This window comes from Flagellimonas meridianipacifica (assembly GCF_003001695.1).
Taxonomy (GTDB): Bacteria; Bacteroidota; Bacteroidia; order Flavobacteriales; family Flavobacteriaceae; genus Flagellimonas; species Flagellimonas meridianipacifica.
Genome location: NZ_PVYX01000001.1, coordinates 779,952 through 806,166, shown reverse-complemented (window position 1 = coordinate 806,166; position 26,215 = coordinate 779,952). Strand labels below are relative to the sequence as shown.

Below are 26,215 nucleotides of genomic sequence, written 5' to 3'. Positions count from 1 at the left end.
AGGAAAATAATGGAAGAAAGAACTGTATTGATCACGGGTGCAACCAGCGGTATTGGAAAGGCCACCGCAAATCTATTGGCAAAAGAAGGATTCAGACTTATACTCTGTGGAAGAAGAGAAGAACGTTTGAAGGAAATTCAGAAAGATTTGGGTTCAAAAACAGAAGTGCATACTTTGAATTTTGACGTTAGGGACAGGGAAGCGGTTTTCGGTTCAATTAGTTCATTGCCCGAAGCTTTCTCTAAAATTGATGTTCTTATCAATAATGCTGGTAATGCGCATGGCCTGGACCCAATCAACGAAGGAAGCATGGATGATTGGGACGCCATGATGGATATCAATGTAAAGGGGCTGCTGTATGTATCCAGGGCAATTATTCCTCAAATGGTTGAGCATAAATCGGGGCATATTATCAACATCGGTTCCACCGCGGGAAAAGAGGTGTATCCCAACGGCAATGTGTACTGTGCCAGTAAGCATGCTGTTGATGCGATTAACCAAGGAATGCGCATTGATTTAAACGCTCACGGAATTAGGGTGGGTGCCATCAATCCGGGGTTGGTTGAAACTGAATTCAGCCAGGTACGATTTAAAGGGGACGATACCCGTGCTGAAAAGGTGTATCAAGGTTATCAACCATTGCTCCCCGAAGACATTGCTGAGCTTATTCTTTTTACCATTACCCGACCCAGTCATGTAAATATTGCGGATTTGGTGGTCATGCCCACGGCTCAGGCCAATAGCACTATAGTGAAGAAAGCACTATGATCAATAAACGCCTGTTGGTTAAAAATCTCTTGGCTCATAATGATGAGAATAGCTTCTATGACAAAAAGAGATTTATTTCGATAGGCGAAAAAGAAGGCAAGGCGAAGTTCTTGAAGCACGTTTGTGCGCTTGCCAATAGTAACCCCAAAAACAATTCATTCATTGTAATAGGGGTAGAGGATGAAGACAACAAAATTGTTGGTGTCGATTTTTTTGATGATAGCAGGATTCAGAATTTGGTGAACGCTTATTTAGATAACCCTCCTTTGATTTCATACGAGAACATTCCTTTCCCTCATTTGCCCGATGGCAAAGTAGTTGGATTGGTGACGATAAAATCCAATGGAAAGGTCTGTGCACTCAGAAAGAATATTTGGAAATATTATGGCGGGGCCGTTTTTTTTAGGGAAGGTAGTATAAGTCTGCCCAAAGCTTTTGATATTGAGTTGAAGGATATCAATTCCAAAGCTGTGGCTACCATAGAACAACATGCAAGGAACAATATTGAACTGACCTTGGACGCCGTAATAAGTTTTATGAACAAGCGGCATGCAGATTTGAGCAGCCATTATAAAGTCTTTAAGGAACAATTTGTGGTATGTTGGGCGGGAAATGCAAAAAGGGTTAAGAGCAAAACCTATTTTTCCAGAGTAGATATTGAGCTCATCAATGAGCAGGTGAAACTGTTTTATTCAGCTTTGGATGAAATTACAATTGAGTATAATGAAGATTCCTTCTCTACTTTGGAATATGTTCAGCTGGGATTGGGAGTCCAACAAAAATATTACCCTCTTGAAAGAATGGAAATCACTTTTTCCGAAAACGGAAAGTATAACATAAAGAGTGAATTGGTCTTTGAACCTCCCCAGTATGATAAAAAAACATTGCATCATGTATTGAACTCCAACAATTCAATCATGATGAAACTGGACAAACAGATAGCTTTGAATAAAGCGGAAAAGACGGATTTAAAACATCTGCCAGCAACCTATTTGATATGTTATCTGAATGGTTTTGAAGAAGCCAGGGAATGGATGGAAAAGGCGAGGCCCTTGTTGAAAAAGACTGATGAAGGAGTATACCAGTCATTGAAAGAGTCCCTTAGGGTTCTTCGTAAGGTGAAATATAATTAGTCTTTCTTCAGCCAAATGACCTGATAGGCATTCAATTGCAAAAGCCCGCTTTTTAGGGATACCTTTTTATTTGAAACCAAATCCTTGGGTTCTCCCTTTGTAAAATACCCAAGTTTCATTATCCAAGAAGCATTGACCACTTGGGGGTTTTCATCGAAATTGCAAAGGACGAGAAGGCCATCATTTTTGCCATCAGCGCGTTCGAATGCAAAAATATGATGGTTGCCCGTATGATAGAGAGACACGTTGTTGGTATCTGCAAAAATGGATGTACTTTTCCTAATTTTCACCAATCGCTTCAGGGTGTGGAAAATCTTGCTTTGAGGGAGTTTTTTTTGGGTTAGTTTATCTATTACTTCCCAGTCTTGATAGGGGCGATTTACCCATCTACTATCACCCTTTTTATCATCCTTTTCAAGGAAAGAATAATCATTTAAAGTACCTATTTCGTCTCCAGCATAGAACATTGGGATTCCTCCAAAGGAGAGTATTATTGAATGTAGCAAGATTATCTTGGAAACCGACTCATCAATCAGTTCTTCATCATTTTCCCCGATAGCTTTCTCTAGGCCAAGCAGTGAGGCGGCACTTCCCGTAATTCTTCCATCTCCTGTTTTTGGGTTATGCATAAACAACAGTCCCTTTGCAGGTGACCAATCCAAACGTTGGCAGTAATAGTCCAATAAAAACTTTCGATGTTGAGCAGGATTCCAGCCAATTTCTTCAATGAATTGATTTTCGTAACCGAGTCCAATATCATCATGGCAACGCACATAGTTGAGCCAAGTGGCATCTTTTGGCTTTTCGGGTACATTCTCCAAGCTTTTATAGAGCAAAACCGTTTTTTTTGTAGCAATGGAATTCCATAGCAATGCCATTAAAGAAGCGTTGTAGGCAATTTCACATTCGTTACCAAGTTGAATACCCTCTCCAAAGTATTTAATGATTTCCTTAGGCGCCACTATGGCCTCTGCTAGCAAAACAGTTCCAGGAGCAACAACTTGTAAGCACATTCTAAAGAGACTTACCAACATATGGGCCTCAGGAAGATTTTGGGAAATAGTACCAATTTTTTTCCATAAAAAAGCCAGTGCATCGAACCTGACGATATCCACTCCTAGGTTCACCAAATTGACCAACTGTGTCAACATTTCCAGAAAAACTTTGGGATTGGTGTAATTGAGATCCCATTGATAGCTGTTAAAAACAGTCATAACCCATTGTTGCATTTCAGGGATATAGGTGTAGTTCCCCGGTGAGGTTTCTGGAAATACCTCTGGAAGCGATTTTTCAAAAGCATTGGGAACGGTAGTATCGGGATAAGTATAATAATACCCCTGATATTTTTTATCTCCTTTTTTGGCTTTTTTGGCCCACAAATACTCATCGGACGTATGATTTACCACAAAATCCAACATAAGGTACATTCCCTTTTTCCTTAGGCTTTTGGTCAAATTGAGAAGGTCTTTTTGATTTCCATACCGTTTGTCAACCTTATGATAACTATTCACGGCATAGCCTCCATCGTTTTCTCCTTTTGGACGAGTGGTAACAGGCATTAAGTGCACAAAGTTGATCCCAAATTCTGTGAAATAGGATAATTTTTCTTTTAAACCCTTTATGTCTTCATTGAAATGCTCTACATAGAGTTGCATTCCCACCATTTTTTCTGTTTGATACCAATTTCCAGATGAAATGCGTTCAAGATCTTGGAGCTTTAGCTCTTCAGGCCGTGTTTGATATAGTTTTGGCAACAAAGTCAACAACTGTTCAAAAAAGGGTTCGTGCTTTTCCTCGGGATAAAGGGAAAAGAATAGGTTTTGGATTAGACTGAGGTTGGTTGCCATCCTCAGATGAAACAACGATTCGGAAGATATGTCTTCAGCTTTTGAAGATAAAAGGCGATGTAAGGCAGCTTGGTTCATTAACTCTCCAATTGGGATTTTGTGGGAAGGGCTGGAATTGCCCCGTAGGCAGTAGTGGTAATTGCCCCAGCTTTATTTGCTTTCTCCACCATGGCCAACAGTAAGGAAGTATCACTGAAAACCTGTTCGTATTTATCCAAATGGGAGATTTGGGACAAAAGACATCCAATGAAAGCGTCACCAGCTCCGGTGGTGTCTATTGCCTTAACTGGAATACTAGGAACAATTTGTTTCATACCATTACAACTGACCAAAGTGCCTTCTTTTCCTAAGGTTACGGTTATGATTTTTGTTCCCACCTCATGGAGTGTATCACAAGCATCATCAACATTTGAAGCCCCGGAAAGCAAAAGCGCCTCTTCTTGGCTGAACTTACAGAGATGGGATTTTTCAATGAAGGGCATACATTTTTTAATGAACTGTTGCTCGTTGTCCTTCCAAAGATCGCCTCTATAATTCGGGTCAAAGCTTATGAACATTTCCTTGGTCAGCGCGTCAAAAAGGTACTTACTGTAAGCTGTTTCAAGTGGTCCGCCCAAAAGTGCTGTTGCAGCACCCAGATGAAGCATATGGCCTACAAAATCTTTTCTAAGGGAAGGATCATAAGTCAACTCCCTGTCTGAACCACGGCTGAACACAAAATCACGTTCTCCGTCTTCTGCAAGGGATACAAAGGCCAATGTTGTAAAAACTGAAGAAGTTTGGGTCAAGGAAATATCAACGCCCTCCTTTTTTAGGGTATCCAAAAGAAATGAACCGAAGGGATCATTCCCAACACTTCCTACAAAAATCCCTTTTCCCCCTAACTTAGAAATAGCGCAGGCTACGTTGGCTGGAGCGCCCCCGGCTTTTTTGGTAAAATGCAAGGCTTTAGAAAGGTCGTTTCCTTGATTCTCAGCAACAAAATCAATCAGAAGTTCGCCAACACAGAATACTTTTTTCATACCCCATTAGATTCGTTAAGAAACTAAAATAAGGAGAAAAGTGGGGCTAGTCCAAAATTTTGTGGGATATGACTGTAAAATAGGTTTCGGAACTGTTTTTGCAAAGGGTTTCTCTTGCCTTGGCCTCAATAACCACATTTTGTTCCAAATTGGAAGGAGTGAACAAAAACACCAGATTGAATTGTTCCTCTTTCGAAACTTTTTGACGAACAGTACTCCCTTTTTCGAGTACTTCCATTATCTCGATTGAGGCAACATTGGATTTTTCAGCACCACAAACATTTTGTGGGGATTCAAATACGTTCAAAACCCTAATGTTGAAAAGGATTTCGTCTGTTCCTATCTGCTGAAATTGGGGAATATTGTCTGCGGAGTCTGCAGTTGTATTATCGGTTGTACTTTCGCTACAAGAACTCATAAACAGCATTACAAAAGAAAAAAAGATAGATTTCATGAGCTAAATTCTTTAAGGATATACGATTTGGGAACCCTAGTTAGATGTTAAAAAAGGCGCGGAAATAACCGCGCCTTTATATGTAATCCAAAAATTAACGTTTAATGATTTTGAAGGTTTCATTAATGTTTGCCCCCGAGATTGTTACAAAGTATATACCTGGGGTTGCATTTGAAGAGTTCCAAATCAATGGACGGGAACTGTCCCAATCCTTTTGTTCAAAAACCAATTGCCCAACCATATTAAATACTTTGGCACTTACTCTAGATTTTTCGGCATTTTGTACTGCAAAATAGAATTCATCTGCCGAAGGATTGGGCCACACAGCTGTAATTACTTCGGGCTTGACCTCTGCAAGGTTTTGTGGAATATCGGTCGCCTCTTGGTCGACTTCACTACTTCCGGAGGGAGCTATTTCCATAGCGCTTTCTCCTCCAGCCGTTGGGGTGACGGTTCCAAAAATCTGAAAAACCTGATCTTCAGGGGCACCACCAAAAACAGCACTTGTAGGTCCCCAATCCGTTGCACCTGCTCCAAATAAGTCTCCAGTATCCCTAAATGCAGATTCGTTTCCAATGAGGCCAACCTGTGTTAACCAGAACCACTGGGTGGCATTTGGAAGAAAGTCCAGATTTGCAAAAACAGATAGCCAGTATGTTCCCGGTTCCAAAACCAAATCCTCAGGGAGACTTAAATTCAGATTTGTATCCGTTGGTTCAGAATTTGGTACAATAGCACCACTATCGTAGATAACTGCTCCGGGCAAACCTCCATTGTTCTCGTAAACAACAACATTAGCGCTTGTCAGTAGCGGGTTTCCATTGGCTCCTCCAAAGGCAACAATGTTGTTTATTGTCCACTGATCCCCCTCAGGAACGATGAAATCGTCGGCGCTTTGTATCAAGGCACCTCCAAAATCTGGAATCAATTGAGATGGACTACTAGATGAAATCAATCCGTTTTGTTCGTAAATTGGGAATTCAGTCAATGTGACGGTAAAGCCCTCCGCAACTTGTTCTCGGCCCGATGTTGCAATAAGGCCAATGGCTGCCGAACCTTCAGATTCTGGAGCAAATGAAAGAGATAGGGTATTTCCGTCCAACTCTGCAGTTACCAAGTTTGGATTGGAATTGGTTAATTCAACTGAGATGGCTCTTCCTCTCGAATTCACAAACAAATCCGTTACATCAATTTCAACGGGTGGATTGTTGATAGGAAGGGTTAAATCAGGTAACAAGAACGAAGTGGATAGTTTTGCATCAGGAAATCTAGATGCAAAGAATTGAGCATTGTAAACACCATTTCCGTGTGCGGCTACGGCAACAAATCCATCTTCGCGTGTCCTTATCATAGGAACTACGGCATTACCAACTACAAATGGCTCTCTGAACCATCTGGTTCTTGTGCCATTTAAATAAAAGGAAACATACAGTCCTGTACTTGTTCCTGCATAAAATATATTGTTGTTCCCACCAATAGAAAACCAGCGCACGGAAGGGCCATTTCCTGTTCCATCGGCGTTCTCTTCAAGATTTCCACTGATGTTTTCCCAAGTCTCACCCCCATTTTTACTCATAAAAATACTGGGAATGTTATAATTGGAGAAAACTGCGTAAACCCTATCTGAGTTGTTAGGGTCTACATAGATCTGATTGATATTACCCGTTGGAAGACCTTTTCCGGTAGAAACATCAACTGGAACCTGATCATCTATATTGGCATTCTCAATTTTGAAGATTAGCCCAGAAGAAGTCCCATAGTATAATGTGTTGGCGACGGGAAACCTAGACACATCCAAACCGGAAATAACGGAACCATCCGGGGTTGCGGTTTGGGTCTGTTCTACCCAATTGACTGTGGTCGGCGCATTGGAGAAAAGAGGTATCTCATCCAGATTGTTGTTTCTCCACATGCGGTCTCCAGCAGGCATGTACATTATATTGTCGTTTACAGGGTCTAGTACGAATGGAGCCACAAAATCAAAACCTGTTGCGCCAGCAGGTTGAACCCTTGTAAAGGATACAAATTCACCTGTTTCATCGAAATTAAGACGGAACACTACCCCAAATTGCGCCGAAACATATCTAGTTAGTCCGCCATCAGCAATCGCATTGAAAGCACCATCACCACTAAAATCACTTTCCCAAGGGTCATTTCCATTTATGGAATTGGTAAACCACGTACCATTATCTTGGAACCCAGCAACAATGTCCTGACTATTTCCTTCGGGGTCAATTGCAATGGCGTAAGGTTGTGTGGTAATGTATCCATTGTTGAGAGAAGTCCAACTTACGGGTTCAGTGGTTATGGTAATATCCTCTGTAATTTGAACACCTCCATCATTGGCGGTAATTACCCTATCTGGATTGGATGGGAGAAAAACCAAATTATGTTGATCTGGGTGATGATTTGGATAAAGCGCGAAACTATCACTAAAGATAGTATAACCTCCTATCCAACTTTCAAATCCGGTTGGCGTTGTAAAACCAGTGGTTGAACGATACAGGTTGGTCCCTCCTACGAATACCAAATCGGGATTGGTTGGGTGCACTTTGATTACCATATTATATGCCCCTTGTAAGTCTAGATTACCCGCTACACCCCCAATTGAAGTAGGTAGGTTTGCTGTTAAATCTACCCATTGCTCTTCTGGGGTTTCTGCGTCTGCTTGATACCTCCACAAAAAGGCCTCTCCGTTTGCACTTAAATCAAAAGAGAAGAAGTAGACACGATTTTCATCTGAAGGATCGTACTGCATTATGGTTCTACCATAAGAGGGAAAGATTCCTTCTGGTGTTATGTTGGTCCATGTTGTACCATCCTGTGAAGTATAAAATCCAGCATTCTCAGCTCCAAAAATATCAACTGTGGCATACAATGTACCACTTGGAGTTACAATGACTTCTGTTTGGCTATCAAAGCCACTAGGCAGTACTTCGTCAAAGTTTCTTCCACCATCTTGCGAACGGAACAGGCCATCAAAGGTCGCTGCATAAACATCTCCATTTGAAGGATGAATCGCCAGACTATTGATCAAATCAAAGGAAGAAAAGGAAGTCACGTCGTTATCGGAAGTACTTCGTATTCTAAACCATGATCTACCATTGTTGTAAGATTTAAAAATACCAGAGCCTTGGAAGAAAGCTCCCGGTGCACCGGCAGAATTCCCAAAACGCTCGCCCGAAGCGTAGTACCATACATTTTGCTTGTTCTTTCTTGGGTCTTGGGCAATGGCAGTGATACTTGGTGATTGAAGGTTTCGGGTAACACGTCTCCAGCTTTCGCCTGAATTGGTAGAACGCCAGAGGCCACCTGAAACACCACCTGCCAAGATGATGTTCTCATCCCGCATATCCAGAGCAAGTGCCCGCGTACGCCCTCCTACATTGAAAGGCCCACGATTACGCCAATAGAAGAATCGCTTTTTTGACGCTTCTTCACCGTAGGTTTTCGACATTTCCTGCTGGATATCGGTGGGAGCAATTTTATCCGAAAAGGTAACTTCTTTGGAACGAATGCCTTCTGGAATTTGCTTTGTTACTGGATCTTGGACTTGACGGAATTCATAAGAAATTCTGTCCATTGCCCGATCCCCAGTAGCTTTGGGTCTTTGCCCTACTGGACCGTTTTTACTGTCGTACAGTTTGGATTGTTTGTACAGATTATGCCCTTTTTGAGGGGCATCATCATGTGTTTTCTTAAGCTGCTGAGCTGTTCCATGTGAGATGAAAACAAATAGAAAAGCAAACAAAGAAAAAGATAGTTTAGTGAGTAGAGGTTTTTTCATATAGAGGTCTTAAATTAATTAGCCTTTTAATATAACAAAAACTTAAATTCCTGTTAAAAGATTCCTACAAATATCGATGAAATGCACTGTTATAGTATAGTGTTTATTTTAGCTTCCGCTTAGAAACTTTTCAGTAAATAATCAAATCTTAAAGTATATTTTGAATCTACGAACAGTATAGTTATGTATACTTGCCAAAAATTTGCTTATGCGAAAGTTGGTTATTGGAGATATTCATTCAGGTCTTAGGGCACTTGAACAACTTCTGGAAAGAGCTGAGGTGACAAAGGAAGACCATCTTATTTTTTTAGGGGATTATGTGGATGGATGGAGTACTGCGGTCGAAACAGTTGATTTTCTAATCAATTTAAAGGATGGTTGGAACTGCACATTTATTAGAGGTAATCACGATGAGCTATGCAAAGAATGGATGATTACAAAAAAGGAGAATCCGCAATGGTTGGCACATGGGGGAATCGCAACAAGAGATTCATACCTCAGGGCAAATAGAGTAACATGGGATAGACATCTGGACTTTTATACTGGAATGCAAAATTATTATCTGGATGAAAAAAACCGGCTTTTTCTTCACGCTGGTTTCACGAACCTGAAAGGCGTGGCCTTTGAATATTTTGACCAACTCTTCTATTGGGATAGAACCCTTTGGGAATTAGCCAAAGCACTGAATCCAAATATTGATATTGACCACAAGAACTTTCCCATGAGATTAAAAAACTATACGGAGATATTTATAGGACACACTCCAATCTCTAAAGCTGGGGTGGTGATTCCTCAAAATAGTGCCAATGTATGGAACATGGATACTGGTGCTGCTTTTAAGGGATGCTTGACAGCAATGGATATAGATACCAAACAATTTTGGCAAAGTGAGCCGGTGTACACCTTTTACCCTGGAGAAAAAGGGAGAAATCAGTCAATCCCTTCGTAATTTGGCATAGCCCTTCCCGAGAATAGAACTGAAAATACCAATTATACAGTTTTTGCAACCAACGATACGCTTGCCTTTGACTTACATGGCAATTAGTAAGAAATTTGATTCAATATTAGGTAAGGGACCCTATTTCTCCCGACAAAGCTCCGGCATTGAAATAGGGTTTAATTTAAGTTTGAGTTAGTTAAGTTGGTTTTAAGACCGTCAGTTTTATGTTCATCTAAAATTGGCGGTTTTTATTTTATAGGTCGAATTTTATCCCTTGTGCCAAAGGAAGTTCAGCAGTATAATTTATGGTATTGGTCTGTCGGCGCATGTACACTTTCCAGGCATCTGAACCGCTTTCACGACCTCCTCCAGTCTCTTTTTCACCACCAAAAGCCCCTCCTATTTCGGCTCCGGACGTTCCTATATTTACATTGGCTATACCACAATCGCTGCCCGCTACCGATAAAAACCGTTCCGCTTCCCTTAAGTTGTTGGTCATAATGGCCGAGGAGAGTCCTTGTGCTACATCATTTTGCATGGCAATGGCATTTTCCACATCACCAGAATATTTCAAAAGGTATAAAATAGGCGCAAAGGTTTCCTCTTGAACAATCTTAAAGGTATTGTCTGCTTCAACTATTGCTGGTTTTACATAGCAGCCACTTTCGTAACCTTCTCCAGAAAGAACTTCTCCTTCAACAATGATATTGCCTCCTTCCTCCGCTACTTTCTGAAGAGCAGAATTATACATTTTGACTGCGTCAAGGTCAATTAAAGGTCCCACATGATTGTTTTCATCCAACGGATTACCAATTCGCAGTTGTTGGTATGCATCTACCAAGGCCTTTTTGACTTTATCATAAATAGATTCATGGATTATCAATCTTCGAGTGGAGGTGCAACGCTGTCCCGCGGTGCCCACTGCACCAAATACCGCTCCAATAACGGTCATTTTTATATCGGCATCTGGGGTTACGATGATGGCGTTGTTTCCCCCAAGTTCCAACAGTGATTTTCCCAAACGGGCAGCAACAGCCTGAGCTACAATTTTGCCCATTCTAGTGGAACCAGTTGCAGAGACCAAAGGGATTCTTTTGTCATGACTCATAAACTCTCCAACCGTGTAATCACCATTAATGAGACATGAAATACCTTCGGGAAGATTGTTTTCCCTTAGTACTTCGGCTATAATGCTTTGACAGGCCACTCCACAAAGGGGTGTCTTTTCTGAGGGTTTCCATACGCAGACATCTCCACAAACCCAAGCCAGGGCAGTGTTCCATGACCAGACTGCCACAGGAAAGTTAAAGGCCGAAATGATTCCCGCTATTCCAAGCGGATGATATTGCTCGTACATTCGATGACCCGGTCTTTCCGAATGCATGGTAAGTCCGTGCAATTGTCGGGAAAGGCCAACGGCAAAATCGCAAATATCAATCATCTCTTGTACTTCGCCCAGACCTTCTTGATAAGATTTTCCCATTTCGTAGGAAACCAATTTTCCCAAAGGTTCTTTTAATTCACGAAGCTTTTCTCCGAATTGACGTACAATTTCTCCGCGTTGGGGAGCAGGTACTTTTCTCCAATGATGGAAAGCTTTGGTCGCTGTTTGAATCACTTTTTCGTACTCCTCTTTTGTGGTTGACGTAACCTTTCCAATACTTTGTCCATCCACAGGCGAAAAGGATTCAATCAGTTCACCAGAACCAAATGAATGAACACCTGTTGAGGTACCATGATTGATTTCTTGTAAGCCTAATTGTTTCAAGGCTTCGTCTATACCAAAAGAGAGTGCAGCAATTGCCATTTTATAACTTTTTACGCGGTTATTGTTAGATTTTTACAAAACTACGAAGAACAGGAATTACCGAGGAAAGAAATCAAATATAATGTGAGGCCAACCAAAAAAGAATACCGAGCAAAGCTGGAATGCCTTGAACTATAAATATTTTCTTAGATGCCGAAATGGCACCATAGATTCCAGCTACTAAAACACAACCAAGAAAAAATAGGGCAACGTTGAATTGCCACAGGGCATCTTGAATCAAAAGGGACCAAACTAAACCTGCAGATAAAAAACCATTGTACAATCCTTGATTGGCGGCAAGGGTTTTCGTTCGTTCAAAAAGGTCTTCAGGAAAACTTCTGAACACCTTTTTGGCCTTTGTTGTCCACGCAAACATTTCCAACCATAAAAAGTAGAGATGCAATAGTGCGACAATAGCGGTAATGATTTTAGCAACTAACAACATAGTTATGAATCTTCAGATATAAAACGTTTGTCAACGGGCATAACGGTTCCACAATTATTACAGGTTCTTAATTTTTTAGAACCATAGAAATGCTTGAAATGACTTAAAAAATCCTTCTCAATATCATGAAGGGTAAAATAGGCCTCATAGAGTTTATTGTTACAATTATCGCAAAACCACATAAGGCCATCATCAACATTCATGTGGTCGCGTTTTCGTTCTACTACCAACCCAATAGACCCTTCATGCCGAACGGGTGAATGGGGTATTTTTGCAGGATGCAAATACATATCTCCTGGCCCCAACTTCATGGTTTTCTTTTGTCCATCCTCTTGTATATGTACCTCTATGTTACCTTCCAGTTGATAAAAAAGCTCCTCGGTCTCGTTGTAATGATAGTCCTTTCTAGCATTGGGTCCGGCAACAATCATAACAATGTAATCACCAGCCTCCTTATATAGATTTTTGTTTCCAACGGGGGGTTTAAGGGCATCCCTGTTTTCTTCTACCCACTTGGTAAGATTGAAAGGTTCTTGTATAGTCATGGGCTTAATTTTTACGAAAGGTAAAAAAAAGACCTGTAGTAAAACAGGCCTTGATAAAACACTTCTAATATAACCTAGACTAAAATCTTATTCCACCAACATAAATATTTGTGTAAAGTATGGCCGCCCCTCTTTGTCTAAAACAACACTTAGAGCTGTATGGGTATAGTTCCCTTCCAATGTGCCTTTATGGTCTGAGCTTTCCAACCAGCCACTCAATGCAAGCTGTGCGGAACTATAATGTCTTGCAACATTTTCAGCAATTCTGATAGCATCTGTTCTTACCGTTATTTGGGCGGCCCTAGATTCAAAATTGTCGTGACTCAATTTATTTTGAGCAATCATGTAGCTGTTATGGTCTTCTGCGAAGGGATATACTTCGGAACTGGCCTTTAAAGCATCCACTCCTATAGAAGCTCTATGTTCATTTATCATATCAAGGAGTTCTGTCTCTAGTTGGCTGGCATTTACTTCTGCTTTGCTGATAGATTCCTGATTGTTGGCTATAATTTCCTGTTCGGAAGTCGCTGACGATTTACTACATGTAATGAGTATGATAGCCAAAACCGCCGTTATAGCTGCAGTGCTCAACTTTTTCATTTTCGGGGGTGTTCATTAGTATTCTCTTGTGCTCGTATAGCTAATCTAAAAGAGGAGATTGCCTAAGCAATAAAAACTCCATAAGGAAACGGATTTATCCGATTATATGCAGGTAAGAAGTGATTTCCCACATTTTAAATCCAAGAAAATCAACCGTTTATCGAAAAAACACGCATTTCATACGCCTCGATTTAAATTCTGAATTTTAGGGGCATCCTCTTTTTCCTCAAGGACAAAGCTGAACACCAAAGCTCCTATTTCTTTAATAGGTTCATAAAAAATAGAGGATTGTTTGGTTTCTTCGTCCACAAAGTTGAAGGAATCCGTAAGTCTTTCAAAGAAAATAAGAAGCGCACCTAGAATGATGGCAGTTTTAAGCGCCCCGAAGATGCCACCTGCGATTTTATTGAGAAGGCCCAACATGGCAAAGTCAGCAATTTTGGTCAAAAACTTGCCGGCAAAATGTACAAGAACCACTATGATAAAAAAGGTTATAAGAAATGCGGCAATTTTCACATAATTCTCTGACCAGTTTACCTGTGCTTTGAGATAATCCCCGGTAACGTAAGAGAAATGTATCGCCCCATAAAGACCAACTATTAGGGCCAACAAGGAAGCGATTTCAACAAAAAGACCATTTTTAAGGCCTTTGATAAGACCCCAGACCAACAATATGCCAATTACAATATCAAAAAAGGTCACTTATGGGTTTTTAACAAATATAGAACTTTGGTTTGTACCTTTACCGAACCAACTAAAGTTATGGCTAGGGACGAAAAGTTAAAGGAAAGATGGACAGTTTTAGTGGAAAAGCTCTCGGCGCAATTTTCTGATGGAGATCCATTGGAACTTGATGGAATCATTTATTTGGTGGGTGTTCAGGAACTGGGCAATTTTCACAGATCTTTTAAAAAAGATGAAAAGGTAAACTTAATGCACATAGCCATTTGCAGACTTTTGGAGCCGTACGGATATTACGATTTCGATTTTTTTGATGAGGATGGATGGCCGCACTATAAGGTAAAGGAACAACTCCCCCCATTGAAAGCCGGTGAACAATCTGTCTTGATGAAAGAGGCCTTGGTCAACTACTTCTTAGAGAAAAGCTATATAGACTGATGGAACTGAAACGACCCTATTACGCAGTTATTTTTACGAACACCAGAACCGAAGAAGATAATGGCTATGCGAAAATGGCGCAGGACATGGAGGATTTAGCAAGAAAACAACCAGGTTTTTTGGGTTTTGAGAGCGCACGATCATCTCTTGGGATCTCAATAAGCTATTGGGAGAATCTGGAATCCATCTCCCGTTGGAAGGCCAATATAGAACATCAAGTGGCACAACAAAAGGGAAAAGAGCAATGGTATTCTTGGTATAAGGTCAGAATTTGTACTGTGGATAGAGAGTATGAGTTTACGCAACGGAGTTAATGTAAACTTAAATATCCCTCATTGTGTAAAGGTTTACATTATATGTATTTTTGAAGTTTGATTGCAAAAGGTATGAAAGAGAATATTAGATTTTCCAACTTGGACAGAGAGCACACCATTCAAGAATTGACCAAAGAGACTTTTGATTTGGTCGTGATTGGTGGAGGAATTACTGGCGCAGGAATTGCCTTGGATGCAGCTTCCCGTGGAATGAAGGTGGCTTTATTGGAGAAAGGGGACTTCGCTTCCGGAACCAGCAGTAAATCCACCAAATTGATTCATGGAGGGCTACGTTATTTAAAGCAATTCGATTTTTGGTTGGTGAAAGAGGTAGGTTCCGAGAGAGCCATTGTTCACAAATTGGCACCTCACTTGGTACTTCCTGAGAAGATGTTGCTTCCGCTCATTGAAGGGGGGTCCTATGGAAAATGGTTGACCTCGATTGGACTTAAAGTCTATGATATTTTGGCTCAAGTGACCGGTGATGATAAACGGCAGATGCTGGAAAAAAAGGAAGCCCTGAAGCTGGAACCACTTTTGCCCAAAAAGATATTGAATGGTGCTGGGTACTACGCAGAATATAGAACTGATGATGCCCGATTGACCATTGAAAACATTAAAACAAGCCTTCAATATGGAGCCAAGGCATTGAACTATGCCAAGGTGGTTGATTTTATGTATGACAACGATATCATTTCCGGAGTCAAGGTGAAAGATGAGATAGTTGGAAATGAGTTCGAGATAAAATCGAAGCATGTAATAAGTGCAGCAGGGCCTTGGGTTGATGAACTGAGAAGCACCAATAATTCCAAAAAAGGGAAACGCCTACATTTGACGAAGGGAGTCCATTTGGTATTCCCAAGGGAAAAATTACCCGTAAAGCAATCCGTATATTTTGATATTCCCGATGGCCGGATGATGTTCGCTATCCCAAGAGGAAAAGTAACCTATGTGGGTACAACGGATACCAACTTCAACCTAGATAAGGACAATGTGCGAACTGATGTGGCCGATGCCATCTATTTGATTTCTGCAGTAAACAACATGTTCCCGGACATTAATCTGGAAATGGAAGATATCATTTCCTCATGGGCTGGTTTAAGACCCTTGATTCACGAAGAGGGAAAATCCGCTTCAGAATTATCGCGAAAGGACGAAATATTTACTTCCGATACTGGTTTGGTGAGTATTGCAGGTGGAAAATTGACCGGATATCGAAAAATGGCAGAACGTGTGGTCAATCGTATCACAAAAAAAATGGAGGAAGATGAAGGAATATCTTTTGAATCTTGCTCGACTGACAAAATTCCTCTCTGTGGGAATGATTTCAAGAAATTTAAGCATGTAAAAAAATACATTGGCGAGATTTATGAACGCATAAAGGATGATGGTTTCTCGGAATATGACGCTTGGTACTTAGTGACCACCTATGGCAAGCAAACAGAGATTATTTTAGAAAACTATGCTTCTTTGCGAAACAAAGACAATTATGTGAAAATGATTCGGGCCGAAGCTCAGTTTTCCATAGCATTTGAAATGGCGGCCAATCCATTGGATTTCTTTATTCGAAGAACGGGAAGGTTATATTTCGATATTGATAGTATTCGTGAATATCTTGAACCTGTCATGGAAGAGTTCAAAAAAGTGTATAGCTACGACAATGCTCAAATGCTTGCATTCAAAGAAAAGATTCAAGAGGAACTGGAATCTCATTCCAATTTCTCATTGGAGCGGATTTAATCCAATTTTTCAGTAAGCTGTTTGAAAATTTTTTTGGCCTCTTTTTCCTTGTACAGGATGTTGTAAACAGCGTCAATGATTGGAGTTTTGGCTTTCTTCTTCAATTTGGCCATTAAATCATGCGCGCTCTTTGCGGCATAGTAGCCTTCAGCTATCATGTTCATTTCCATCATGGCGCTTTTAACGGTGTATCCTTTGCCAATCATATTTCCGAACATGCGATTTCGGCTAAAAATAGAATAGCCCGTAACCAACAAATCACCTAAATAAGCCGAATTATTGATGTTTCGCTTCATTTTGTGAACACAACCGATAAATCGTTTCATTTCTCGAATGGAATTGCTCATCAAAACGCTCTGAAAATTATCGCCATAGCCCAAACCGTGCGCTATTCCAGCAGCTATGGCATAGATGTTTTTGAGCATGGCCGCGTACTCCGTACCGATTATGTCATCGGATATTTTGGTCCGAATGTAATGGCTTCTCAATTTTTTTGCCACCAGTTCAGCCTTGGAAGTGTCGGAACAGGCCAAAGTAAGATATGAGAGGCGTTCAAGGGCAACCTCCTCGGCATGGCATGGTCCAGTTAACACGCCAATGTTTTCAAATGGAATATGGTAAGCTTCATGAAGATGTTCTCCCACTATCAGTCCCGTTTCTGGAACAATCCCTTTAATTGCAGAAAAAACAATTTTATCCCTAAGGGATAGGGTCAAATTTGCAAACTCCTTCTCCAGAAAAGCAGAGGGAATAGCCAAAATCAGCACATCCGAAGCTTCCACAATTTCATCAATAGAAGAGCTTAGATGTAGCATGGAGACATCAAATTGGGCGGAGCTAATATAATGTGGATTATTACCTTCCCGTTGTAGATGTCTGATAATGGAATCGTTACGAATATACCAAGCTATTCGGTCCATATTTTCGGAGAGCATTTTTACAATGGCAGTACCCCAACTACCACCTCCTACAACTCCAAACCTAAGCGCGTTTTGCATATTTCAATTTAAGGATTCAAAACTAATCAATCCTTTAAACACTACATTAATATCTGATTATCAAATGGTTATGATTTTGGCATAATGCTTGGTTTAGTAAAGTATAATCAAAAGACTGAAATTATGAGAAATGGAAAACTACTATTCGGATTACTCTTTATAGGCCTCTTGGCTTCATCATGTTACACAGATGTCATTATCGAAGATGACTTCATTGAAGCATCACCGGTCAACACCGCTCTGGTTTTAGAGAGTTACGATTTATGGTATATCGACATCAATGCAAGCCGAGGAAATGGAGAAGTTCCTTTTTTACAGCGGGCGTTTACCATTTCTTTTAATAGAGGTGTCATATATGTAAATAACAATTTGGCTGGCATAGGAAAAACCGGTAACGGTTTTGGTATAGATGTGGGTGCTTACGGAACCCTGAACGGGGCTGTGGAAGTAGATCATGATATTGATGGTCTTTGGTTTTTAGAGGTATTGGCAATAAATGATAGGACAATTGAGCTTTACAACCCAGATACAAACACGTCTTATGTTCTAAGGGGGTATCAGAGAAACAACTTTGACTATGATTTGGTGTTCTATGATAATATCCACTTTTTCTTGCAGGAATATGAAGCTTGGGAGAAAACATTCACTAGCGAAGTTGGAGCTGTCAATGAGTTCGACGAAGAGAATTATCTGCAGTTTTTGTCAGGTGGAGGACAAGGCGTTTTTCGTTCTTCCATAGATAACGTGGCAATACCGCTTGTGGATTTGGTTTGGGACTATGAAGGCATTTATGAGGTTTTTGATGTTGAAGGGGATAACACACTTAAAACTTTAACACTGGATTACGATTTCTTGGGCAATGATTATTTTGAGTTATACGTTATCAATGATAGTACCATAGAGTTGTTTGATGTAGCAAGTGGTACCGTATACGAGTTTACAGGAAGAGGGTTTGTACAGTATTTGAAGGCAAATCCAAAGACAGGAAAAAAGCGGGAAAAAGTTAAAAATTCCATAATGAACGTAACTCGGCAAAGAAAAATGTAAGGACAAAACATAGTGTTCGACTATATAGACAAGTTTTTTGGTTGGTTATTTAGTTAAAAATCGCCTCAAGTGCTAGCTTGGGGCGGTTTTTTTGTTGGTTATACCATTCGCCTTCTTCTTTCCATTTGGCTTTAGCCGTTACTATGCTTTTCTTTTTTCGTAACTTTTTGGTTATGAACAAAGAGTATAAAATGGAAATGGCCAATAAGGCCCATGAAGAAATCCCAGGTAATCCTTCAACCGCAACAAGCAGTACCCAAAAGTTGAATGATAGATCCAAGGGGAAGCCTTTACGAGTTCTTTCTGAAGATGATTGGAACTTTTGGATGGAACAAGGATATGTGGTAATAAAAAATGCGGTTTCCAAGGAACAAGCTAAGGCTACTGCGGACTTTTTATGGGAATTTGATGAGAAAGACCCCAATAATCCGGAAACTTGGTATGCTCCACCGAGGGCGGAAATGAAAATGAAGGAACTCACGGGCACAGGTATGGTTGAGGTGTACAACCATCAATATCTCTGGAACAATCGACAGACCGAAAAAGTATATAATGCTTTTGTGGATGTTTGGGGCACAGAAAAACTATGGGTGACCATTGATCGGGCCAACTTAAACTTTCCATTACAGCCTGGGATGAATAAAAAGGGTTTCATCCATTGGGATTATGACCCTGAAACGAAACCTCAAAATGTTCAAGGAGTTTTAGCATTAGCGGACCAAATGGATGAAAATATGGGGGGATTCCAATGCATTCCATGGCTGTATCGCAATTATGATACATGGAAATTGACCCAACCTGAAGACAGGGACCATTTTCAACCAGACATATCAGGTTTGGAAGACAAAATAGTAAAAGTCAAGATGGAAGCAGGGGATTTGTTGATTTTCAACAGTACGCAACCTCATGGTATCCGTCCGAACAAATCTGGGAATAAGGTGCGTATTGCCCAATACATCTCCATGATGCCTGCGGAAGAGGAGAATGAATCTCTAAGGCAATGGCGCATCAACTCATGGAAAAATCGAGTTGCACCAGAAGGCTATGCCTTTCCAGGTGACCCCAGAAATTGGGAACGCGATAAATATGAAACCGCTAAATTAAATCCTCTGGGAGAACGATTACTTGGGTTAACAGCTTGGTAAGATCGTTAAATCCATAAAAATAGGTGAGCTAATCACCTACTTTACAGAATAGTGCTATTTTTGCCGGCTTCAAAACATGGGCAATGAAAAAGTACTTGAACCTTTTTGATTTTTCACAGAAAGTAAATTATCGCACAGAAGTGTTATCAGGACTTACTGTTGCTTTGGCCTTGGTTCCAGAGGCTATTGCGTTTGCCTTGATTCCAGGCTTCTCCCCATTGACCGGTCTTTATGCAGCCTTTGTACTGGCTTTGGTGACTTCAATATTGGGAGGTCGACCGGGTATGATATCCGGTGCAACAGGTGCTGTGGCGGTAATCTTCGTAGGATTGATTTTAGAACTCAAACAGACTTTTCCTGGAATTGAGCCCACAACAATATTAAACTATGTGTTTGCAACGGTAATTATTGCCGGAGTCATTCAAATTTTAGCTGGACTGCTTCGTCTGGGAAAATTCATTCGGCTCGTACCTCATCCTGTAATGTTTGGATTTGTAAATGGTTTGGCCATTATCATATTTATGGCGCAATTCCCTAATTTTTATCAAAAGGGAACAGAAGAACTTTTATCAGGAACACCCTTGTACACCATGTTGGGTTTGACACTTTTGACTATGTTGATTATTTGGGGTTTTCCTAAGCTGACAAAAGCATTCCCTTCATCTTTGCTGGCCATTGTTGTGGTTTCCGCTATTGTAATCGGCTTTGGAATTGATACATTGACGGTTGCCGATACTATACAAGAAGGTGAAAGTATAAAAGGTGGGTTTCCACCCTTGTCCATACCTAAAATTCCATTTACTTGGGATACATTTCTAATCATCATTCCCTATTCTGCCATTGTAGCAGGAGTAGGTTTAATAGAAAGTTTATTGACACTTAATATTATTGATGAAATCACGGAAACAAGGGGTAGTGGAAATAAAGAATGTGTAGCACAGGGAACTGCAAATATCCTCTCCGGATTCCTGTCTGGAATGGGAGGATGTGCCATGATAGGACAGAGTTTAATCAATACTTCATCTGGGGCAAGAGCAAGACTTTCTGGAATTACTGCTGCCGTGATGTTATTGGTGTTCATCATGTTTGGGAGTAGTTTGATAGAACAACTGCCTATGGCAGCTCTAGTGGGACTGATGTTTATGGTGGCCATTGGAACTTTTGAATGGGCCAGCTTTAAAACATTTAGGAAAATGCCAAATTCCGATGTTATCGTTATGGTTTTGGTGACTTTGATTACAGCCATCACACATAATTTGGCGGTAGCCGTTTTACTGGGTGTTATTATTTCGGCTCTTGCGTACTCCTGGGAAAATGCAAAACGTATTCGAGCAAGAAAGCATTTGGATGAAAACGGAGTAAAACACTATGAAATTTATGGCCCTTTGTTTTTTGGCTCCACAACCTTATTTGGGGAAAAATTTGACGTTCAAAACGACCCTAGTGAGGTAATCATCGATTTTCAAGAAAGTAGGGTGGCTGATATGTCGGGGATTGAGGCTCTGAACAAGATTACCGAACGCTATGCCAAAGCTGGAAAAAAAGTACACCTAAGACACTTGAGCAAAGACTGTATCCGCCTTTTAAAAAATGCAGAGGATATTATTGAAGTCAATGTGATGGAAGATCCTACTTATAAAGTAGTGGTGGATAGTTAAGTCTATTCCCTAACCTTACCTGTAAACACACTAACATTTGGATTGATGGGATTTCCAGTTACCCTGCGAAGCATGGTAATCTGGCCTGTATGGTAAATGCAATCGGAAAGCATGCCATTGATTAGATTCCAATACGGGAAAGGTGTTTGTTTTTCTCCTCTTTGAAAGATTACCGCAAAATCTTCAAAATCAGATGCCTGTTTTCCAAGAACGGCTTCGCTGGCTGCTTTGAGATTGATTAAGGTCTTTTCACGCAATTCACTGTAAGTCAATTTGGAAAAATCGGCAGGGCGAACGTTGGGTGTGGCAGTCGGAGCATTCAGAATCATTTCGGACATGCCATAAATGTGTTGTAGAGTTTCCAAAACACTTCTCGACTCTTCGGAGGGTTTATAACTCCAGTCTTTCTCGGTTAATCCTTCGGTTGCCCAATAAAATCGGAATCCCAAACCATCAATCATCCGAGACACAACATTGCCAGGGCCATAGTCGGAAGGGTAGTCGGGAATTTCTCGATAAGGTAATTCTTGAGATTTCATAGGGTTGGTTAAAAGAAAAACGATGAGAAACAATCCCAATTTTTGTATCATGGTGTTACTGTTTTCGTGGACTCCAAATTTCATAAATGGGAGAACCTTTGCTGCTTTTGCCGGAATGATGCCAATTACCGTCTTCCAATTTAAAGTCAAATGAAAGACTGGCTCCAACCCTTGAATCATCCCGGGAGAAAAACCCTATGTTTTCGACATATTTTCCGTTTTCTGAAGTATAGGTTCCTCCGCCAGTTCCCATAAACTCTTTGGTCTCGGTATTGTAGGCAATCCATTGGAATCGAGTGCCGGATAAGATTTTCATGGTTTTTCTAGGCCGGTTTGTATCACGCTGTTGAATTTTCCCGTCTCGCATTCTTCCCGAAATTAACCATGCTCCGTTCAACACTCCTGGAGAACCATCATCAATACGAGTCCAAACCTTACCCTCTAGATGCATTTTCCCATCTATGAGTTTAAATTCCAAACTTTGGGAAGTTCCGACCAATTGGGGGTCAAAAGTTGAAAATTCGTAGGTGCAGTCAAAATTTCCATCCTTTGCTTCGTAAGAACCGCCCCAAGTGCCCATAAATTTTCCTGAATCCTTTTCAAAAAAAGCCTCGGAAACAAAACCGTCCGAAATAATGACTACATGCTGCGTTTCAAGGTCATCATCATTGGGCATAACTGTTTCCCATGCCCCATCGATGGATTGGGAATTCAGGGTAAGACTAAAAATTAGCAAGAAAAGGGTAATGCAGGTTTTATCTATCATTGAACTCATCTGAATACAAAACTTTACCGTTTATATCTTTTAAAGATACGTAATCAATGGCCCCTTTTCCAGTAAAGGTAAAAACCAAGCCCATAATCTTTCCCGTTGCTCCAGTGAATTCGGTTTCCGTCGCCAAAATATCATTCAAATATAGCTTGAAGGTTCCTTTATGACAGATAATTTTAATGGTTTGCCACTCATCCAGTTTAGCGCCAAGTTTTGAGAAATCGTTTTCTGTCCCCATTAAAATGGTATCACTTAGTTTTAGATTTAAGTTGCTTTCACAGCCTTTATCAATGAGTCCTACCCACGAAACATCCTTTTCATCAATCCATGTCACTTCCATGTAGGGGCAAGTTAAATTTTGGACATCTTCAAACTTTGCCCTGGTCTCAAGTATGAATGATTGGCTTTGAAGATTCTCAAATTCCCTGATATTAAAAAAAGACAGAATCAAGTTCTGTTTTGGGTCGTAGCCAGCTTTTTGTAAATCTAGTTCCTCAACTCTTAAATTCCCTTCCGATATGATGTTTTCTTGATTTGGATACAACGGAACATCCTGCATCCTCTTCGATTTCGCAGTGACGAACCAGCCGTCAGTTTTGACATGAACACGTGTTTTTTTGATGACACTGTCGTTGGCAATCAACTTTGCCCAATGGAAGCCCGGATAATAATAGATTTCTGAAAAGTTTTTCTTTTCTGGACGTATTGCCGATTTGTGCATGGGATTCCACGAACGCTGTATAAAAAAGCTATCTGCTTCAATTCCAGCCAGGTCATAAGAAAAAATGACTGAGTTGGGTACATTGAAGGCTACTGTTTTATTGGCCGAGAAAGAAACTCCTTCAGGAATTACGATTTCTTTCTTTTTTTTAACCAGGGATATCAAAAGAAATGTCAACGCCATAACACCCAAAACCGATAGGGCTAAAAGCGGTCTTGAAAAGCGCTTCTCAAGCTTAGCATGGGTTGACGTAGATTGAGAAAAACCGTTTCCTTGATTCTGCCGAAAAGCATTCCAATTTTCAAAATCAAGTAAAGAAACCAAAGCATCCAAAGTACTGGGGTGTGGCATCTTGTTGAAATTTCCCTTCCAAAGCCGTTTCATTGTGGATAGACTTATACGAATATTGGTCTTTTCCTCAATTAAGTCCGCCAAGTAATTCAAATCCCTTTGTCCGAGAGTCTGGTTTGTTGACGCTTTTTCAGGAAAGTATCTGCCCACAATTTGGGTAATGCAACTATTCAATAAGTCTTTTTCAACAGTGGTCATGTTGTGAATTCAAAAATGAACGGGATTTGGATTATAAATAAACGGTTTTTGATGGTTTGTTACAGTAAGATTCATCTGAATTTTGAAAAAAAAACCACATGAAGCGTTTTAACAGAAAAATTGATTGGACTACACTTTTACTTTTGATGTTGATTTCTAGTGAAGCGATGTTTGCTCAAAAAATCGAGTTCACATCAGAAAATTGGAAGATTGTTGATAACGAAAACAACCAAAACCTTGATTTTCATACAACCAACTACAAGGGGAAAAATGCCTTCCGGTTGGGAAGGCATAAGATAGCCAAACTAGAAGGGAGATCTTTCGAAAATTTTGTGCTCGAAATGGACATTGCTGGCAAAGCCATGCCAGGAGTAGGATTCCACGCCAAGGACTTGTTTAATTATGAGTTTTTCTACTGCCGAGTGTTTTCAGGAGGAAAGGAGGATGCGCTCCAATATGCTCCCGTATACAACGCCGCTCTACCATGGCAGATATACAACATGCCGATTTATGAAACAAAAGCTGAATTCAAACCGGAGGAATGGTTCCATTTGCGAGTAGAGGTGTTTGATAAAAAGATGAGAGCATTTATTAACGATGAAAAAAGTCCAAATATGGAAGTGGAACTCTTACAGGATGAGACGGGAGAAGGTTTTTTGTTTTTGAAGACCAGTTTTGCCGAAGCCTATTTTGCCAATGTTGAAATCAAGGAATTGACCACTCCATTTTCGATTAAGGAGGTCCAGAACCCAAATTCGTATTTGACCGACTGGCAAATTTCAGAGCAATTGGAAGGCAATATCTACTCCCAGAGGCAATATTATGAGTGGTTGAATGATGCAGAAAAAAACCATACATGGAAAAGCATCAAAGCAGGTAAAAATGGAATCGTGAATTTGGTGCGTTACTTTGACCACCCCAAAGAGTCCATTTTTGCGAAAACAATTATTGTTTCGGAAACTGACCGAGAGGCTACTTTGGCCTTTGATTATACTCAGGTTTTATTGATGGTCTTAAACGGTCAGGTGGTATTTTTTGGCCGAGAACTTGACACTGGTAATTTTATGCGTGTGATGGACGGTGAGGAAAAAATACTGTTATCCCTAAAAGAGGGCGACAACAAACTGGTTTTCTGGATAAGATCGGATGACGAGTGGCAAGATGCAAATCCTCGTTATTTGGGAAGAAAACAAGCAATGAACTGGGGTTTCATCGCACGACTCGAATAAAAATAGCCCCTTAGTCAGAAATCTTTTTTATGTAATGGACCAGAACATCTTCTTTTTGGAAGCCCAGTTTTTGGTGAAAGTCCTGAGCCGCGGTATTCCAATCCCACGTATCAGAGCCAATTTCAGAACAACCTTGAAGTTTGGTCCAATGTTCGCCTTTTTTAAATAGAAGTTTGGCAAGACCTTGTTTTCGATATTCGGAATCCACATATATGGCATCAACATAGCCTACTGGAGAGGTCTTCGAACCCTCCACGTAGTCTGTTCTGATGGAAACCGTGACAAATCCGATGGAAGTGTTCCCAGACTTTGCCATAAAAGTCTTGTACTTCGGGTTGTCTGCCATGCGTTTGAGCTCGAATTCAGTTTCCTCAGGGGGATAGTCCTTAAAGAGTATTAGGGACATATCTAGCCAAGGTTGAAAATCAGAGGGTCTATAATCGACTATAATGAGGTTATCCATGAGGATTACAAAAAAAATAAACCCGCTCTAAATAAGTATTATAGGGTTCTTAAATATTCCGCCAAATCACGCGCTTCTTCTTCAGTAAGATTCTGATTCAACATGATGGCGTTGTTGTACTCTTTCAATAAAGCTTTGGCAATAGGGTCTTCTTTAAGCATACCATCAGGATTCAACATCATGTTCATAACCCATTCTGGACTTCTTCGCTCATACACTCCTTTCATGGCAGGTCCAATCATACGTTGGTCCACCATGTGGCAGGCGACACAAATAGCGTTGAACTGAGCTTCTCCACGGGCCGCCATCTCGGTATCAATTTCATCCGGAAAAGATACTTCTTTGATTGGACCAATCCCTTTGTTGTTCAAATCTACGGGAACACCTTCATTGGCTACCGTTTTTTTATCTTCAGATTTAGTGCGGCTTACTTCAAAACCGTCTTTCTTCTCTTCTTTTTTTCCTCCGCAGCTTACAACAAATGCTCCAAGAGCTAGTAACAGGATTGCTTTTTTCATGGTGATTGCTTCAAATTGGATTTGACATTAACGAAGACACTAAGATAGGGAATAG

The 26,215-nt window shown here is 40.5% G+C and carries 25 protein-coding genes; 10 read left to right on the top strand and 15 right to left on the bottom strand.

Going from position 1 to position 26,215, the window contains the following annotated elements; translation table 11 throughout:
* Positions 1-9 precede the first annotated feature (9 nt).
* A complete protein-coding gene (locus tag CLV81_RS03605) occupies positions 10-768 on the top strand; it encodes an SDR family NAD(P)-dependent oxidoreductase (protein ID WP_106144898.1) in 759 nt (252 codons plus the stop codon).
* Complete coding sequence (locus tag CLV81_RS03600; protein WP_106143681.1) at positions 765-1,901, top strand: ATP-binding protein; 1,137 nt, start codon at positions 765-767, stop codon at positions 1,899-1,901. Before CLV81_RS03605 ends, CLV81_RS03600 begins: the two co-directional genes overlap by 4 nt.
* Here the strand turns inward: CLV81_RS03600 and CLV81_RS03595 are convergent.
* The 4 genes from CLV81_RS03595 to CLV81_RS03580 all read right to left on the bottom strand — a co-directional run bounded on the left by CLV81_RS03595 (position 1,898) and on the right by CLV81_RS03580 (position 9,011).
* Positions 1,898-3,826, bottom strand: a complete 1,929-nt coding sequence (locus CLV81_RS03595; RefSeq protein WP_106143680.1) for an alpha-amylase family protein — start codon at positions 3,824-3,826, stop codon at positions 1,898-1,900. The two genes, CLV81_RS03600 and CLV81_RS03595, sit on opposite strands and share 4 nt — an antisense overlap.
* Positions 3,826-4,770, bottom strand: coding sequence for a carbohydrate kinase family protein (locus CLV81_RS03590; RefSeq protein WP_106143679.1), 945 nt, complete (start codon positions 4,768-4,770; stop codon positions 3,826-3,828). Before CLV81_RS03590 ends, CLV81_RS03595 begins: the two co-directional genes overlap by 1 nt.
* 46 nt (positions 4,771-4,816) lie before the next feature.
* Positions 4,817-5,224: a hypothetical protein gene (locus CLV81_RS03585; protein WP_146129821.1), complete on the bottom strand. Its 408-nt coding sequence runs from the start codon at positions 5,222-5,224 to the stop codon at positions 4,817-4,819.
* A gap of 94 nt (positions 5,225-5,318) precedes the next feature.
* Positions 5,319-9,011 (bottom strand): T9SS type A sorting domain-containing protein, encoded by a 3,693-nt coding sequence (locus CLV81_RS03580; RefSeq protein WP_106143677.1) that lies wholly within the window; start codon positions 9,009-9,011, stop codon positions 5,319-5,321.
* A 208-nt stretch (positions 9,012-9,219) separates the two neighbouring features.
* On the opposite strand from CLV81_RS03580, the gene CLV81_RS03575 reads away from it, so the two are divergent.
* A complete protein-coding gene (locus CLV81_RS03575; protein ID WP_106143676.1) occupies positions 9,220-9,960 on the top strand; it encodes a metallophosphoesterase family protein in 741 nt (246 codons plus the stop codon).
* 244 nt (positions 9,961-10,204) lie between these two features.
* Here CLV81_RS03575 and amaB read toward each other — a convergent pair whose 3' ends face one another.
* The 5 genes from amaB to CLV81_RS03550 all read right to left on the bottom strand — a co-directional run bounded on the left by amaB (position 10,205) and on the right by CLV81_RS03550 (position 14,050).
* A complete protein-coding gene (gene amaB / locus CLV81_RS03570) occupies positions 10,205-11,758 on the bottom strand; it encodes an L-piperidine-6-carboxylate dehydrogenase (RefSeq protein WP_106143675.1) in 1,554 nt (517 codons plus the stop codon).
* 73 nt (positions 11,759-11,831) lie between these two features.
* Complete coding sequence (locus CLV81_RS03565; RefSeq protein ID WP_106143674.1) at positions 11,832-12,203, bottom strand: DUF1304 domain-containing protein; 372 nt, start codon at positions 12,201-12,203, stop codon at positions 11,832-11,834.
* Positions 12,204-12,205: 2 nt separating this feature from the next.
* Positions 12,206-12,748, bottom strand: a complete 543-nt coding sequence (locus tag CLV81_RS03560) for a 3-hydroxyanthranilate 3,4-dioxygenase (protein ID WP_106143673.1) — start codon at positions 12,746-12,748, stop codon at positions 12,206-12,208.
* An 87-nt stretch (positions 12,749-12,835) separates the two neighbouring features.
* Complete coding sequence (locus tag CLV81_RS03555; protein WP_106143672.1) at positions 12,836-13,348, bottom strand: CAP domain-containing protein; 513 nt, start codon at positions 13,346-13,348, stop codon at positions 12,836-12,838.
* Between the two features lie 177 nt (positions 13,349-13,525).
* The gene (locus CLV81_RS03550; RefSeq protein ID WP_106143671.1) at positions 13,526-14,050 is read right to left on the bottom strand and encodes a CvpA family protein; all 525 of its coding nucleotides are present in this window, start codon (positions 14,048-14,050) and stop codon (positions 13,526-13,528) included.
* A gap of 60 nt (positions 14,051-14,110) precedes the next feature.
* Between CLV81_RS03550 and CLV81_RS03545 the strand changes: the two genes are divergently transcribed.
* From CLV81_RS03545 to CLV81_RS03535, 3 genes are all read left to right on the top strand, one after another.
* Positions 14,111-14,467, top strand: coding sequence for a hypothetical protein (locus CLV81_RS03545; protein WP_106143670.1), 357 nt, complete (start codon positions 14,111-14,113; stop codon positions 14,465-14,467).
* Positions 14,467-14,781: an antibiotic biosynthesis monooxygenase family protein gene (locus tag CLV81_RS03540; protein ID WP_106143669.1), complete on the top strand. Its 315-nt coding sequence runs from the start codon at positions 14,467-14,469 to the stop codon at positions 14,779-14,781. The genes CLV81_RS03545 and CLV81_RS03540 overlap by 1 nt, the downstream gene beginning before the upstream one ends.
* A gap of 72 nt (positions 14,782-14,853) precedes the next feature.
* Positions 14,854-16,521: a glycerol-3-phosphate dehydrogenase/oxidase gene (locus CLV81_RS03535; protein ID WP_106143668.1), complete on the top strand. Its 1,668-nt coding sequence runs from the start codon at positions 14,854-14,856 to the stop codon at positions 16,519-16,521.
* Here CLV81_RS03535 and CLV81_RS03530 read toward each other — a convergent pair.
* Complete coding sequence (locus tag CLV81_RS03530) at positions 16,518-17,519, bottom strand: NAD(P)H-dependent glycerol-3-phosphate dehydrogenase (protein ID WP_106143667.1); 1,002 nt, start codon at positions 17,517-17,519, stop codon at positions 16,518-16,520. The genes CLV81_RS03535 and CLV81_RS03530 overlap by 4 nt on opposite strands.
* 123 nt (positions 17,520-17,642) lie before the next feature.
* On the opposite strand from CLV81_RS03530, the gene CLV81_RS03525 reads away from it, so the two are divergent.
* From CLV81_RS03525 to CLV81_RS03515, 3 genes are all read left to right on the top strand, one after another.
* Entirely contained in the window at positions 17,643-18,566 is a 924-nt protein-coding gene (locus CLV81_RS03525) for a nicotinic acid mononucleotide adenyltransferase (protein WP_170068322.1), read from the top strand.
* Between the two features lie 173 nt (positions 18,567-18,739).
* Positions 18,740-19,711 (top strand): phytanoyl-CoA dioxygenase family protein, encoded by a 972-nt coding sequence (locus CLV81_RS03520; RefSeq protein WP_106144897.1) that lies wholly within the window; start codon positions 18,740-18,742, stop codon positions 19,709-19,711.
* Positions 19,712-19,794: 83 nt separating this feature from the next.
* A complete protein-coding gene (locus CLV81_RS03515) occupies positions 19,795-21,369 on the top strand; it encodes a SulP family inorganic anion transporter (protein WP_106143665.1) in 1,575 nt (524 codons plus the stop codon).
* A 2-nt stretch (positions 21,370-21,371) separates the two neighbouring features.
* Here CLV81_RS03515 and CLV81_RS03510 read toward each other — a convergent pair whose 3' ends face one another.
* Genes CLV81_RS03510 through CLV81_RS03500 form a run of 3 tightly spaced genes read right to left on the bottom strand, consistent with a single transcriptional unit; the run spans position 21,372 to position 23,950 of the window.
* Positions 21,372-21,959, bottom strand: coding sequence for a DinB family protein (locus CLV81_RS03510; protein WP_106143664.1), 588 nt, complete (start codon positions 21,957-21,959; stop codon positions 21,372-21,374).
* A 4-nt stretch (positions 21,960-21,963) separates the two neighbouring features.
* Complete coding sequence (locus tag CLV81_RS03505; RefSeq protein ID WP_106143663.1) at positions 21,964-22,683, bottom strand: membrane or secreted protein; 720 nt, start codon at positions 22,681-22,683, stop codon at positions 21,964-21,966.
* Positions 22,664-23,950 (bottom strand): hypothetical protein, encoded by a 1,287-nt coding sequence (locus CLV81_RS03500; protein WP_106143662.1) that lies wholly within the window; start codon positions 23,948-23,950, stop codon positions 22,664-22,666. Before CLV81_RS03500 ends, CLV81_RS03505 begins: the two co-directional genes overlap by 20 nt.
* A gap of 98 nt (positions 23,951-24,048) precedes the next feature.
* Here CLV81_RS03500 and CLV81_RS03495 point away from each other — a divergent pair, with 98 nt between their 5' ends.
* Positions 24,049-25,179, top strand: coding sequence for a 3-keto-alpha-glucoside-1,2-lyase-like domain-containing protein (locus CLV81_RS03495; protein ID WP_106143661.1), 1,131 nt, complete (start codon positions 24,049-24,051; stop codon positions 25,177-25,179).
* Positions 25,180-25,189: 10 nt separating this feature from the next.
* On the opposite strand, the gene CLV81_RS03490 is transcribed toward CLV81_RS03495, so the two are convergent.
* Positions 25,190-25,642 (bottom strand): GNAT family N-acetyltransferase, encoded by a 453-nt coding sequence (locus tag CLV81_RS03490; RefSeq protein WP_106143660.1) that lies wholly within the window; start codon positions 25,640-25,642, stop codon positions 25,190-25,192.
* Positions 25,643-25,680: 38 nt separating this feature from the next.
* Positions 25,681-26,160, bottom strand: coding sequence for a c-type cytochrome (locus CLV81_RS03485; RefSeq protein ID WP_106143659.1), 480 nt, complete (start codon positions 26,158-26,160; stop codon positions 25,681-25,683).
* Positions 26,161-26,215 lie beyond the last annotated feature (55 nt).

What these genes read in the sequence shown, in the direction of transcription:
- CLV81_RS03605 (WP_106144898.1), top strand. Translation starts at nt 10, where the DNA reads ATGGAAGAAAGAACTGTATTGATCACGGGTGCAACCAGCGGTATTGGA.
- CLV81_RS03600 (WP_106143681.1), top strand. Translation starts at nt 765, where the DNA reads ATGATCAATAAACGCCTGTTGGTTAAAAATCTCTTGGCTCATAATGAT.
- CLV81_RS03595 (WP_106143680.1), bottom strand. Translation starts at nt 3,826, where the DNA reads ATGAACCAAGCTGCCTTACATCGCCTTTTATCTTCAAAAGCTGAAGAC.
- CLV81_RS03590 (WP_106143679.1), bottom strand. Translation starts at nt 4,770, where the DNA reads ATGAAAAAAGTATTCTGTGTTGGCGAACTTCTGATTGATTTTGTTGCT.
- CLV81_RS03585 (WP_146129821.1), bottom strand. Translation starts at nt 5,224, where the DNA reads ATGAAATCTATCTTTTTTTCTTTTGTAATGCTGTTTATGAGTTCTTGT.
- CLV81_RS03580 (WP_106143677.1), bottom strand. Translation starts at nt 9,011, where the DNA reads ATGAAAAAACCTCTACTCACTAAACTATCTTTTTCTTTGTTTGCTTTT.
- CLV81_RS03575 (WP_106143676.1), top strand. Translation starts at nt 9,220, where the DNA reads ATGCGAAAGTTGGTTATTGGAGATATTCATTCAGGTCTTAGGGCACTT.
- amaB (WP_106143675.1), bottom strand. Translation starts at nt 11,758, where the DNA reads ATGGCAATTGCTGCACTCTCTTTTGGTATAGACGAAGCCTTGAAACAA.
- CLV81_RS03565 (WP_106143674.1), bottom strand. Translation starts at nt 12,203, where the DNA reads ATGTTGTTAGTTGCTAAAATCATTACCGCTATTGTCGCACTATTGCAT.
- CLV81_RS03560 (WP_106143673.1), bottom strand. Translation starts at nt 12,748, where the DNA reads ATGACTATACAAGAACCTTTCAATCTTACCAAGTGGGTAGAAGAAAAC.
- CLV81_RS03555 (WP_106143672.1), bottom strand. Translation starts at nt 13,348, where the DNA reads ATGAAAAAGTTGAGCACTGCAGCTATAACGGCGGTTTTGGCTATCATA.
- CLV81_RS03545 (WP_106143670.1), top strand. Translation starts at nt 14,111, where the DNA reads ATGGCTAGGGACGAAAAGTTAAAGGAAAGATGGACAGTTTTAGTGGAA.
- CLV81_RS03540 (WP_106143669.1), top strand. Translation starts at nt 14,467, where the DNA reads ATGGAACTGAAACGACCCTATTACGCAGTTATTTTTACGAACACCAGA.
- CLV81_RS03535 (WP_106143668.1), top strand. Translation starts at nt 14,854, where the DNA reads ATGAAAGAGAATATTAGATTTTCCAACTTGGACAGAGAGCACACCATT.
- CLV81_RS03530 (WP_106143667.1), bottom strand. Translation starts at nt 17,519, where the DNA reads ATGCAAAACGCGCTTAGGTTTGGAGTTGTAGGAGGTGGTAGTTGGGGT.
- CLV81_RS03525 (WP_170068322.1), top strand. Translation starts at nt 17,643, where the DNA reads ATGAGAAATGGAAAACTACTATTCGGATTACTCTTTATAGGCCTCTTG.
- CLV81_RS03520 (WP_106144897.1), top strand. Translation starts at nt 18,740, where the DNA reads ATGAACAAAGAGTATAAAATGGAAATGGCCAATAAGGCCCATGAAGAA.
- CLV81_RS03515 (WP_106143665.1), top strand. Translation starts at nt 19,795, where the DNA reads ATGAAAAAGTACTTGAACCTTTTTGATTTTTCACAGAAAGTAAATTAT.
- CLV81_RS03510 (WP_106143664.1), bottom strand. Translation starts at nt 21,959, where the DNA reads ATGATACAAAAATTGGGATTGTTTCTCATCGTTTTTCTTTTAACCAAC.
- CLV81_RS03505 (WP_106143663.1), bottom strand. Translation starts at nt 22,683, where the DNA reads ATGAGTTCAATGATAGATAAAACCTGCATTACCCTTTTCTTGCTAATT.
- CLV81_RS03500 (WP_106143662.1), bottom strand. Translation starts at nt 23,950, where the DNA reads ATGACCACTGTTGAAAAAGACTTATTGAATAGTTGCATTACCCAAATT.
- CLV81_RS03495 (WP_106143661.1), top strand. Translation starts at nt 24,049, where the DNA reads ATGAAGCGTTTTAACAGAAAAATTGATTGGACTACACTTTTACTTTTG.
- CLV81_RS03490 (WP_106143660.1), bottom strand. Translation starts at nt 25,642, where the DNA reads ATGGATAACCTCATTATAGTCGATTATAGACCCTCTGATTTTCAACCT.
- CLV81_RS03485 (WP_106143659.1), bottom strand. Translation starts at nt 26,160, where the DNA reads ATGAAAAAAGCAATCCTGTTACTAGCTCTTGGAGCATTTGTTGTAAGC.